Source organism: Blastomonas sp. CCH9-A1, from assembly GCF_001557175.1.
Lineage (GTDB): Bacteria > Pseudomonadota > Alphaproteobacteria > Sphingomonadales > Sphingomonadaceae > Blastomonas > Blastomonas delafieldii_A.
In genome coordinates this window covers 53,770-66,189 of sequence record NZ_LSHM01000042.1, presented here as the reverse complement: position 1 = coordinate 66,189, position 12,420 = coordinate 53,770, and the positions used below count along the sequence as shown (strand labels likewise).

Genomic DNA, 12,420 nt, shown 5'->3' with positions numbered 1-12,420 from the left:
CTGTCATTCGGCAGCTTCCATCGCCACCGCATCGCTCAGTGGATGGGCGAGACGGGTCAGCATCTCCTTGGGGCAGACCTGCCAGAATTGCGGCAGATAGCGGTCCCAGTTGCGCAGGATCTCCTGCGCCCACTGGCTGTCGGTGCCTTCGATATGCGCAGCGATCAGACCCTTGAGACGATCTTCCCAGTACGCACTGTCGATACGCTGCCAGACGATCGATTCGGGGTTCGCCTGGGCCTCGAAGCGATCGTGCCGGTCGAGCACAAAGGCCATGCCGCCAGTCATCCCGGCACCGAAATTGCTTCCGGTCTCGCCCAGGATCACCGCCGTGCCGCCGGTCATATATTCGCAGCCATTGGCGCCGCAGCCCTCGACCACCACTTCCGCGCCCGAGTTGCGAACAGCGAAGCGCTCGCCCGCCTGGCCCGCCGCGAACAGCTTTCCTGCGGTCGCGCCATAGAGCACGGTGTTGCCGATGATCGTGTTGGCATGGCTGACCAGCGGCGAGCTCACAGTCGGGCGCACGATGATGGTGCCGCCCGAAAGACCCTTGCCGACATAGTCATTGGCATCGCCGAACACCTCAAGCGTGATGCCCCGGCACAGGAACGCGCCCAGCGACTGACCCGCAGAGCCGCGCAGCCGGATGCGGACATGGCCTTCGTCCAGCGCCTTCATGCCATAGATGCGCGTGATCTCGGCCGAAAGCCGCGTGCCGACCGCACGGTGCGTGTTGCGGACATTATAGGTCAGCTGCATCTTCTCGCGCCGGTCGAACACGGGCCGCGCATCCTTGAGGATCAGCGCGTCGAGACTGTCAGGCACCGGGTTGCGCCAGGTATCGAGGCTGAACCGGCGCTGTTCGTCGGCGACATCGACCTTGGCGAGGATCGGGTTGAGGTCGAGATCGTCGAGATGCTCGGCCCCGCGGCTGACCTGGCGCAGCAGATCGGTGCGACCGATGATCTCGTCGAGGCTGCGCACGCCCAGCCGCGCCAGAATCTCGCGCACTTCCTCGGCGATGAAGGTCATCAGGTTGATGACCTTTTCGGGCGTGCCGGTGAACTTGGCGCGCAGGCGCTCGTCCTGCACGCAAACGCCCACCGGACAGGTGTTGCTGTGGCACTGACGGACCATGATGCAGCCCATGGCGACCAGCGACAGCGTGCCGATGCCATATTCTTCCGCGCCCAGGATCGCGGCGATGACGATATCGCGCCCGGTCTTGAGCCCGCCATCGGTGCGCAGCTTCACCCGGTGCCTCAGGCCATTGAGGGTGAGCACCTGGTTCGCCTCGGACAGGCCCATTTCCCAGGGCGTGCCAGCATATTTGATGCTGGTCTGCGGGCTTGCGCCGGTGCCGCCGACATTGCCCGAGACGAGGATCACGTCGGCATGGGCTTTTGCGACGCCGGCGGCAATCGTGCCGATGCCCGCCGCCGAGACCAGCTTCACGCAGACGCGCGCATGCGGGTTGATCTGCTTGAGGTCATAGATCAGCTGCGCCAGATCCTCGATCGAATAGATGTCGTGATGCGGCGGCGGGCTGATCAGTGTCACCCCAGGGGTGGAGTGCCTGAGCTTGGCGATATATTCGGTGACCTTGAAGCCGGGCAGCTGGCCGCCCTCGCCGGGCTTGGCGCCTTGCGCGACCTTGATCTCGATCTCCTCGCACGCGCCCAGATATTCTGCCGTCACGCCGAACCGGCCCGAGGCGACTTGCTTGATGCCGCTATTGGCATTGTCGCCATTGTCGCGCGGCGAATAGCGCTCGGAGGCCTCGCCGCCTTCGCCCGACACCGCCTTCGCGCCGATACGGTTCATCGCGATCGCCAGCGTCTCGTGCGCTTCGGGTGACAGCGCGCCCAGCGACATGCCCGGCGTGACGAAGCGCTTGCGGATCTCGGTGATCGCCTCGACCTCGTCGAGCGGGACCGGCTTGGCGGCGTAGTTGAACTCCATCAGGTCGCGCAGATAGACCGGCGGCAGCTCGCGCACGCCGGCGGCAAACTGCAGATATTGCGAATAGCTGTCCTTGGCCACTGCGGTCTGGAGGAGATGCATCAGGCCTGCGGAATAGGCATGCGCCTCGCCGCCATCACGCTGCTTGTAGAAGCCGCCGATCGGCAGCCGCGCGACATTGCTGTCCCAGGCCGCATCGTGCCGCAGCTTGGCGTTCAGGTGCAGCGAGGCATAGCCTTCACCCGAGATCTTCGACGGCATGCCGGGGAACAGATCGTTGACCAGCGCGCGGCTCAGCCCCACCGCCTCGAAATTGTATCCGCCGCGATAACTCGAGATCACCGCGATGCCCATCTTGGACATGATCTTGAGCAGGCCCTCGTTGATCGCCTTGCGATAGTTGGCGATGCACTTGTCGAGCGGGATATCGCCGCACAGGCCGCGCGCCTGGCGGTCGGCGATCGACAGTTCGGCGAGCCAGGCGTTGACCGTGGTCGCGCCCGCGCCGATCAGCACCGCAAAATGGTGCGTGTCGAGGCACTCGGCGGTGCGCACGTTGATCGAGGCATAGGCGCGCAGGCCCTTGCGCACGAGATGCGTGTGCACGGCGGCCGCCGCCAGGATCATCGGCACCCCGATATGGTCCTCGTCGGCCTTTTCGTCCGAGAGGAAGATTTCGGTGCTGCCTTCGCGCACCGCCTGTTCGGCTTCATTGCGGATGCGGGTGATCGCGGCACGCAGCTGTTCGGGTCCGCCCTCGGCCGGAAACACGCAGTCGATCTCGGCGACCAGCCGCCCGAAATCGGCCTTGAGCCTGCCCCATTCACTATTGGTCAGCACCGGGCTGTCGAGCACCAGCACGCGCTCGTTCTGGCTGTCCTGCTCGAGGATATTGGCCAGGTTCGAAAAGCGCGTCTTCAGGCTCATCACATGTCGTTCGCGCAAGGAGTCGATCGGCGGGTTGGTTACCTGGCTGAAATTCTGGCGGAAGAATTGCGCGATCGGGCGCGGCTTGGCGCTGACCACCGCGAGCGGGGTATCATCGCCCATCGACCCGATGGCTTCCTTGCCGTCCTCGGCCATCGGCGCGAGGATCGTCTCCATGTCCTCGATCGTCAGGCCAGCTGCAACCTGACGCCGGGTCAGTTCGGCGCGGTTCATCTCGGCGATGCTGTCGGGTCCGGCGGGCGGCAGGTCATGGATCGAACGGAAGCCCTTGACCAGGTCGCGATAGGGCTGTTCGGCGGCGATCCGGTCCTTGATTGCGCGGTCGTGATAGAAGCGGCCCTCGTGCAGGTCGACCGCGATCATCTGGCCCGGCCCCAGCCGTCCCTTTTCGACGATGCTGCTTTCGGGCAGCACCACCATGCCGGTTTCCGACCCGATGACGAGCAGATTGTCGTTGGTGAGGCTGTAGCGCAGCGGACGCAGGGCGTTGCGATCGACGCCCGCCACTGCCCAGCGGCCGTCGGTCATGGCGAGCGCCGCCGGGCCATCCCAGGGCTCCATCACGCTCGCCATATATTCGTACATCGCCTTGTGCTCGGGCGGCAGCACCTGGTCGCCCTGCCACGCTTCGGGCACCAGCATGATCTTGGCGGTCGGCGCCTCGCGGCCCGAACGGCAGATCGCCTCGAACACCGCATCGAGCGCCGCCGTATCCGACGCGCCGGCGGGGATCACCGGCTTGATGTCCTCGCTGTTCTCGCCAAAGGCCAGCGACGCCATCTTGATCTCGTGGCTCTTCATCCAGTTCTTGTTGCCCCGGATGGTGTTGATCTCGCCATTATGCGCCAGGCAGCGGAACGGCTGGGCCAGCCACCATTGCGGGAAGGTGTTGGTCGAATAGCGCTGGTGGAAGATCGCGATGCGGCTCTCGAAGCGCGGATCGACAAGATCGGGATAGAAGACCGACAGGCTCTCGGCCAGGAACAGACCCTTGTAGATGATCGAGCGGCACGACAGCGAGCAGATGTAGAAATCGCTGATCTGCGCGGCGATGACCTTGTTCTCGATCCGGCGGCGGACGAGATAGAGCTGCTTTTCGAACTCGGCGATATTCTGCTCGTCGGGCATCGGACCCGCGATCATGATCTGCTCGATCTCGGGGCGGGTGCGCTGTGCCTTGTCGCCGATCACCGCGATGTTCACCGGCACCTGGCGCCAGCCATAGATGGTATAGCCCGCCTCGATGATCTCGCTCTCGACGATGGTGCGGCAGGTCTCCTGCGCCTGCAGATCGGTGCGCGGCAGGAAGACCATGCCGACCGCGAGCTTGTTGGGCAGCACCTTGTGGCCCGAATCGGCGATCGCATCGTCAAAGAAGCGCACCGGCAGGTCGACATGCAGGCCCGCGCCATCGCCGGTCATGCCATCGGCATCGACCGCGCCGCGATGCCACACCGCCTTCAGCGCATCGATCGCGCTCTCGACGACGCGGCGCGAGGGCTTGCCGTCGGTCGCGGCGACCAGTCCGACGCCGCAGGCATCGGATTCATAATCGGGCCGGTACATGCCTTCGCGGGCAAGGCGTTCATGCTCGGGCGTGGGGAAGTGGGTCATGTCTCGTGTCTTTCGTCTCGACCGGCCGGGGCTTCGCGCTCATCCGGCCAGGTCCGTCATTCTTGCTCAGGCGGCGACCATTTCGGCCCCGGCGCGGGCCTTGGCCTTCAAATATTTGTGCATGTGCTCGGCCACATCGCGGCCGTCGCGGATCGCCCAGACGACCAGCGAAGCCCCGCGCACGATATCGCCAGCGGCAAACACGCCATCGAGGCTGGTCATCATCGTCTTGTGGTCGACGCGCAGCGTGCCCCAGCGCTGGACCGAGAGCTCGTCGCAGCCGAACGCACTCGGCAGGTCCTCGGGATCAAAGCCCAGGGCCTTGATGACGAGGTCGGCCGGAACCGAGAAATCGCTGTCGGGATCGGGCTCGGGCGCGCTGCGGCCCGAAGCGTCGGGCGCGCCGAGGCGCATGCGGCTGGCGCGCACGGCGGTGGCGTGCGGCGTGCCCTCGACCGCGACCGGGCCGGAGAGCCAGACGAACTCGACGCCCTCTTCTTCGGCATTGAGCACCTCGCGCTGCGATCCGGGCATGTTGATCCGGTCGCGGCGATAGAGGCACTTGACCGAGGCCGCGCCCTGGCGGACGGCGGTGCGCACGCAATCCATCGCGGTATCGCCGCCGCCGATCACGACGACATTCTTGCCTTCAGCATTGAGCGCGCCGCTGTCGAAATCGGGCACGTCATCGCCAAAGCCCTTGCGGTTCGAGGCGATGAGATAATCGAGCGCGGGTACGACGCCATCGGCACCGATGCCCGGCACCTTGATGTCGCGCGCCTTGTAGACGCCGGTGGCGATCAGCACGGCGTCGTGCTTCTCCCGCAGATCGTCCATGGCGCAATCGCGTCCGACCTCGAACCCGCAATGGAAGACGATGCCTGCTTGCTCGAGCCGCGCGACGCGGCGCATCACCACGTCCTTTTCCAGCTTGAAGCCGGGGATGCCATAAGTCAGCAGCCCGCCCGCGCGGTCATGCCGGTCGTACACGTGCACGTCATAGCCGCCCATGCGCAGATATTCGGCCGCGGTCAGCCCCGCAGGCCCCGCACCGATGATGCCGACCGACTGGCCGCGCGGCTTGCCGACCAGCACCGGCTCGACCCAGCCCTGCTCCCAGGCGGTATCGGTGATGTACTTTTCCACCGAGCCGATGGTGACCGCGCCATGGCCGGAAAATTCGATCACGCAATTGCCTTCGCACAGACGATCCTGCGGGCAGATGCGGCCGCAGATTTCGGGCATGGTCGAGGTGAGGTTCGACATCTCATAGGCTTCGCGCAGCCGCCCTTCGGCGGTCAGGCGCAGCCAGTCCGGAATGTGATTATGCAGCGGGCAATGGGTCGAGCAATAGGGCACGCCGCATTGCGAGCAGCGCGCCGATTGCGCCTGCGCGGCGCTGCCATCGAACTTGTCCGAGATCTCCTCGAAATCGTCGGCGCGGTCCTCGGCGCTGCGCTTGGGCGGATAGGCCTGACCGCGATCGACGAATTGCAGCATCGCGAGCTTTTCCGCCGCGAGCGCCGCTGCGGTTGCTACTGTGTTGTCGTGCTGGTCAGCCATGCCCCTGCCTTCATTTGCGCAATCGATAGGCGCGCGAAAAATTGCGCGCGCCGCAACTGACGCAGCTTTAAGCGATCATGAACGCAGAGTCACGCATTTTTCTGTCAATAGGTCAGCATTGTTGACTATTGATCCGCGATAAGGATCATTTCGTCGCAGCCTAAGACAATTTTTGGACCTTAACAGGTCCGCACCGGCCCTATCGATTGGCCAGCCATATCAGGGCCGCCGCGCCTGCGACGATGCGATACCAGGCGAAGGGCACGAAACCGTAGCGCGTGATGATCTTGAGGAACGCCTTGACCACGACCAACGCCACGATGAACGAGACCACGAATCCGATCGCGATCGCCCCGAACTCGTCCGGGGTGAGCATGTCGCGGTTCTTGTAGAGCTGCAGCACCGTCGCGCCGGTGAGCGTCGGCAGCGCGAGGAAGAAGCTGAACTCCGCCGCCGTCTTGCGATCCACCCCCATCGCCATCGCGCCGAGGATGGTCGCGCCCGAGCGGCTGACCCCGGGAATCATCGCGATGCACTGGACCAGGCCGATGCCGATCGCGGTCTTGAAGGGTACGCCGGCAACGCCGCCGGCGTCGCTGGTCTTCGCGAGCTTCTCGACCACCAGGATCGCAACCCCACCGATGATCAGCGCCCAGGCGACGACCACCGCATTCTCGAGCAGCTTGTCGATCTGGTCGCCGAACGCCAGACCCAGGATGACCGCGGGAAAAAAGGCGATCAGCAGATTGCGCGTGAACGCGATGGCAGACGGCTCCCAGCGCATCAGCCCGGCGAGCACGTCCATGAACGTGCGCCAGTAGAGCACCACGATCGCGAGGATCGCGCCCGGCTGGATCGCGATGTTGAACACCGCCCAGGCCTCGGCATCGAAGCCGAGCAATTCGGTCGCAAGGATCAGGTGTCCGGTGGACGAGACCGGCAGAAACTCGGTCAGGCCTTCGACGATGCCCAGCAATATGGGGATAAGGTACATTTCGATCATGCCGTCTTAAGAGCGGCGGCATTCCCCCAAGTCAACCGCCTATCAGGCGGAAAGGCTGGCCGTCAGCTTGGCGAATGCTTCCTGAGAAACCCCGGCCACGCCCTCGCGCCAGCGCGCCGGATCGGCGGTCATCGTGTACTTGCGCGACTTGTTGGTGCCCACCCCGCCGAGAAAGCCGATGACATTGCTCACCGTCTCGAGCGTCTTGGCGGTGCCGCCAGTCGTATCCGCGAACGTGCCGTAATCGCCGCCCATCGCCACCGGCTCCTTGAGCACCACCGACCCGATCTTGCCGCCCGGCGCGAACACGGTGAGCTGGCTGGCATCGGGAAAGGCGGCGAGGCTCGACTTGACCTTGACCGAAGAGCTGTTGGTGAACCAGCCGCCATAGCTGTCGGCATCGGCGAAATCGACGAGCAGCAGCGCGTTGATCACCGCCTGGCCCGAGGATTTCGCATAGGTTTTCGCGTTCATGCTGGCGTTGACGACACTCATGTTGAAGCTGAAGTCGAAACCGCCGCCGGTCATGATGCCCAGCCATTCCTGCAACACAACGGGATCGCCCAGCGCCGCCGGGCTGAACAGCCGCGCCCTGGCCTTGTCGTCGCGCCCGGTGAGCAGCGTGCGTTCCTCGCCATTGGGCAGCGGCTTGACCTTGCTGCCATAGGCCGCGAGCAGTCCCTGCCGATCGGCGAGCGTGATGCCCATCGCCGACAGCCGGCCAGTGAATGCGGCATAGGCCGCTTCGGTCGCATCCCTGAAATCTGCGTCGGTCAGCCCGGCGAGATAGCTGCGCGCGGTCGATTTGCCGCCGAAACCGCCGCCCATCAGCCCGCCGCCGGCCTTGGCGCGGTCGATCCGCTCGGTGAGAAAGCCCAGCGCGAACGATCCGATCACCGCCTGGCGCATCCCGGCGAGCGCTGCTGGGTTCTTGACCGATACCGGCGACTTGGCCTTTTTCGCGGCCAGAACCGGCGAAGGCAGCGCAGCGAGCGCGGCAGCGCTCGCCGAAGCGATCAAAAATTGGCGGCGATCGAGCGTCATCATGTCCCCCTTGAGCGAAGCGACGATCCCGGCGGGCGCTGAACCCGCCGGGATCGCCTTTCCATCACCTGTCACCGGCCAGCAGGGTCGCGGTTTGCTGAATGTTCGGTGGCCGATGATGAAAAGCGGATGCTTCGTTGAAGACAGGCTTAAGCCGCTGTTTCCCATCGCCACACCCCGATTGGGGGGGATTTGATGTCGGGTGCGATCAATGGCTGACAGCGCATGGAGAATATGGCAGCATGACTGCCAATAATTCGCCGGACGCAAGGCGATCGAAGCAGGAGGGTGCAGATGAAACGGGTTCTGAAAGCGGGCGCGATGGGAATCGCGCTGATCAGCGGCGCGGCCGCGCAGGCGCAGCTCAGCGATGCCGAACGCGCAGCGGTGCTGGCGCGGCTTCCCGCCGATGACGGCAGCGACATGGCTGATGCGACCCGCGGCAAGATCGCCGAAATTCCGGGCGGCGTGATCAAGACCGCCGATGGCAAGACCGTGTGGGACGCATCCGCCTTCGATTTCCTCAAGGCCGAGACCGCGCATGCAACCGTCCACCCCTCGCTCTGGCGGCAGGCGCGGCTGAATCATATCCACGGGCTGTTCGAGATCGTCCCCGGCAAGGTCTGGCAGCTGCGCGGCTATGACATTGCGGTGATGACGATCATCTCGGGCAAGACCGGCTGGATCGTGGTCGATCCGCTGCTGACCGAAGAGGCCGCCGCTGCCGCGATGCAGCTGGCCGAAAGCAAGATCGGCAAGCGCCCGATTTCCGCGGTGCTGTTCAGCCACAGCCATGCCGACCATTTCGGCGGGGTGGGCGGCATCCTTTCGCCCGACGACGCGAAGAAGCGCAAGGTGCCGATCGTCGCGCCGCACGGCTTTGCCGAAGAGGCGGTGAGCGAGAATGTGCTCGCGGGCAACGCGATGACCCGGAGGTCGAGTTACATGTTCGGCACCGCGCTCGCGCCAGGGGCGCAGGGCCGGGTCGACAACGGCCTGGGCACCGGGCTTTCGATCGGCACCACCGGCTATATGGCACCGACGATGCTGATCGGCCCCGAAGGCGGGCTCAAGGTCATCGACGGGGTGCGGTTCGACTTCATCGATGCGGCGGGCACCGAGGCTCCGGCCGAATTCCTGTTCTATCTGCCCGATTTCAAGGTGCTGCACACCACCGAAGTCGCGGTCAAGACGCTGCACAACATCCTCACCCTGCGCGGCGCGCAGGTGCGCGATGCTTTGCGCTGGTCGAAGATCATCGACAAGGCGTTGGTCAAATGGGGCAATGAGGCCGAGGTGCAGATCGCCTCGCACAACTGGCCCACCTGGGGCCAGGCGCGGGTGGCCAAATATCTGGAGAACCAGCGCGACGCCTATCGCTATGTCCATGACCGCACCCTGGGCCGCGCCAATGCGGGGATGACCCTGCACGAGGTGGCAGACGGCATTGCCGAACCTTCGGCGCAGCAACAGGCCTATTCCGCGCGCGGCTATTACGGCACGATCAACCACAATATGAAGGCGACCTATCAGCGCTATTACGGCTGGTGGGACGGGGTTCCTGCCAATTTCAATCCGCTGCCCCCGGTCGCAGCCGGCAAGGGCTATGTCGAGCTGGCGGGCGGCGCGGACAAGCTGCTCGAAGCGGGCAGGAAGGCGCAAGGCGAAGGCAACCACCGCTGGGCCGCCGAACTATTGAACCATCTCGTCTTTGCCGAGCCAGGCAACGCCGCCGCCAAGGCCGCATTGGCGGACAGTTACGAGGCGCTGGGCTTTGCTGCCGAATCGGGCATCTGGCGCAATTACTATCTCGCTGGGGCCGCCACGCTGCGCGGGACCGAATTGCCACGCAAGGGATCGAGCACGCAGAGCCGCAGCTTCATCAGCGCCATCCCCACAGCGGAATTCTTCGACGCGCTCGCCACCCGATTTGCCGCCGAACGCGCGGGCAACATGCGCGCGCGCATCAATTTCATCCTGCCCGATACCAGGGAAACGCTGGGGATCATGGTCAATGGCGATGTCGAGGTGCCGCGCTATGGCGCAACGCTCGCCGATGCCAATGCGACGGTGACACTGAACCGCAAGGATTTCGATGCGATCGTCATCGGCGAGACCGATTTCCCGACGCTGATGAAATCGGGCGCAATGAAGATCGAGGGCGATTCGGGGCTGTTCCTGCGCTGGCTGATGCTGCACCCGCCATTCGACCCGGCCTTCGCGGTGGTGACGCCCTGAGCGTTACTCGGCAGTCAGCGGGCGGGCGAGCAGCGCGGCGACGGCATCGCCTGCGGCCACATCACCCGCGAGCAGCGCGCAGACGGTATCGACGATCGGCATCGCGACACCGCGCGCCTTGGCGACGCGCTGGAGCACCGGCGCGGTGAACGCGCCCTCGGCCACGGTGGCGCGGTCGGCGAGCACATCACCCGCCTTGCGCCCCTCGCCCAGCGCCTTGCCGAGCGAGAAATTGCGCGAGCTCATCGACGAGCAGGTCAGCACCAGATCGCCCAGGCCCGAAAGGCCCGACAGCGTCTCGGCCTGCGCCCCGCAGGCGAGGCCGAAGCGCGTCATCTCGGCAAAGCCGCGCGCGATCAGCGCCGCGCGGGCGTTCTGGCCCAGGCCCAGCCCCTCGACGACACCACACGCGATGGCGAGCACGTTCTTGACCGCGCCGCCGATTTCCGCGCCAATGATGTCGGTGCTGAAATAGGGGCGGAAGGCCGGACGCCAGATCAGCGGCGCGATCCGGTCCCATTGCGCCCGGGTTTCGCAGGCGAGCGTCACGGCGGTCGGCTGACCGTTTGCCACTTCGTGCGCGAAGGTCGGGCCGGAAAGCACGGCGAGCGGCCTGCCCGGCGCAGCGGCGCGCGCGGCATCGACCATCAGCTCGCCGCTCGCCTCCTCGATGCCCTTGCAGCACAGCACGAGGTCGCCGGGACCTTCGGGCAGCGACGCCAGCACGCGGCGCATATGCTGCGCGGGCGTGACCACCAGCAGCAACGGCAGATCGGCCAGTTCGCTCAGATCGCTCGTCGCGCGGATACCCGCGTTGAGATCGATGCCCTTGAGATAGGCGCTGTTGCGATGATGGCGGTTGATCTCCTCCACCACCGGAGGCTCGAACGCCCAGAGCCGCACTTTGCTGCCATCGCTTGCCAGCATCTGTGCGAGCGCGGTGCCCCAGGCCCCGCCGCCGATCACGCCGAGGGTTTGGCTGCTCATGCCTTCACCCCCGCCCCGCGCGCCGCTTCGGCTTCAGGATCGAGCGGCCAGCGCGGGCGTGCAGGCATGTCGAGCGGATCGGTGAGGCCCAGAGCAAACCGCTCGGCCCCCGCCCAGCCGATCATCGCGGCATTGTCGGTGCACAGCCAGAGCGGCGGGGCGACAAAGCCCATATCGTGCCGGGCGGCGAGCGCCTCGAGCGCCGAGCGGATCGCGCCATTGGCGGCGACACCGCCTGCGACGACCAGGGTTTTGGGTTTGCCGCCAGTGCCATCTGATGCAGCGAGCGCCTTCTCCAGCCGATCCACTACACAATCCACCACCGCCTGCTGGAACGCCGCCGCGATATCCTCGGGCCGGTGCGCCCCGCTCTGCGCCGCGCGCAGCACCGCGCTCTTGAGGCCCGCGAAAGAGAAATGCGGCTCGGCGCTGCCCAGCAGCGGCCTTGGCAGCGGCACCGCCTTCGAATTGCCGGTCTTGGCCAGCGCCTCGACGCGCGGCCCGCCGGGATAGCCCAGACCCAGAATCTTGGCGGTCTTGTCGAATGCCTCGCCCGCCGCATCGTCGATCGTGGTTGCCAGCCTGCGATACTGGCCGACCCCGTCGACGCGCAAAATCTGGCAATGCCCGCCCGAAACAAGCAGCAGCATGTAGGGGAATTCAAGCGCAGCATCGGCAAGACGCGGCGAGAGCGCATGGCCCTCCAGATGGTTGACCGCGATCAGCGGCTTGCCCGCCGCCATCGCCAACGCCTTGGCGGTGACAAGCCCCACCATCACCCCGCCGATCAGCCCGGGGCCTGCGGTCGCGGCAATGGCATCGACATCGTCCAGCCCCAGCCCCGCATCCATCAGCGCCGCGTCGATCAGCGGGGTGAGCACCTGCACATGCGCGCGCGCCGCAATCTCGGGCACTACGCCGCCATAGGGCTTGTGCGCATCCTCCTGCCCCGCCAGCCGGTGCGCCAGCACGGTCCGGTCCGACCCGATCAGCGCCGCCGCGCTCTCGTCGCAGCTCGATTCGATGCCCAGGATGATTGCCATAAGGCTTCCCCTTAT

Annotated in this window: 7 protein-coding genes; 1 reads left to right on the top strand and 6 read right to left on the bottom strand. The window is 65.6% G+C overall.

Features of this window, described 5'->3' with window-relative positions:
* Positions 1-3: 3 nt before the first annotated feature.
* The 4 genes from gltB to AX725_RS13090 all read right to left on the bottom strand — a co-directional run bounded on the left by gltB (position 4) and on the right by AX725_RS13090 (position 8,137).
* Complete coding sequence (gene gltB / locus AX725_RS13105) at positions 4-4,527, bottom strand: glutamate synthase large subunit (protein ID WP_060979230.1); 4,524 nt, start codon at positions 4,525-4,527, stop codon at positions 4-6.
* Between the two features lie 66 nt (positions 4,528-4,593).
* Entirely contained in the window at positions 4,594-6,027 is a 1,434-nt protein-coding gene (locus AX725_RS13100) for an NAD(P)-dependent oxidoreductase (protein ID WP_060979259.1), read from the bottom strand.
* A 262-nt stretch (positions 6,028-6,289) separates the two neighbouring features.
* Entirely contained in the window at positions 6,290-7,093 is an 804-nt protein-coding gene (locus AX725_RS13095; RefSeq protein ID WP_060979231.1) for an undecaprenyl-diphosphate phosphatase, read from the bottom strand.
* 42 nt (positions 7,094-7,135) lie between these two features.
* Positions 7,136-8,137, bottom strand: a complete 1,002-nt coding sequence (locus AX725_RS13090) for a hypothetical protein (RefSeq protein WP_156440693.1) — start codon at positions 8,135-8,137, stop codon at positions 7,136-7,138.
* 294 nt (positions 8,138-8,431) lie between these two features.
* On the opposite strand from AX725_RS13090, the gene AX725_RS13085 reads away from it, so the two are divergent.
* Entirely contained in the window at positions 8,432-10,375 is a 1,944-nt protein-coding gene (locus tag AX725_RS13085) for an alkyl/aryl-sulfatase (protein ID WP_066114722.1), read from the top strand.
* Positions 10,376-10,378: 3 nt separating this feature from the next.
* Here AX725_RS13085 and AX725_RS13080 read toward each other — a convergent pair whose 3' ends face one another.
* Together AX725_RS13080 and tsaD are read right to left on the bottom strand one after the other, a co-directional pair.
* A complete protein-coding gene (locus tag AX725_RS13080; RefSeq protein WP_060979234.1) occupies positions 10,379-11,362 on the bottom strand; it encodes an NAD(P)H-dependent glycerol-3-phosphate dehydrogenase in 984 nt (327 codons plus the stop codon).
* Positions 11,359-12,405: a tRNA (adenosine(37)-N6)-threonylcarbamoyltransferase complex transferase subunit TsaD gene (gene tsaD, locus AX725_RS13075; RefSeq protein ID WP_060979235.1), complete on the bottom strand. Its 1,047-nt coding sequence runs from the start codon at positions 12,403-12,405 to the stop codon at positions 11,359-11,361. The genes AX725_RS13080 and tsaD overlap by 4 nt, the downstream gene beginning before the upstream one ends.
* Positions 12,406-12,420: the final 15 nt, after the last annotated feature.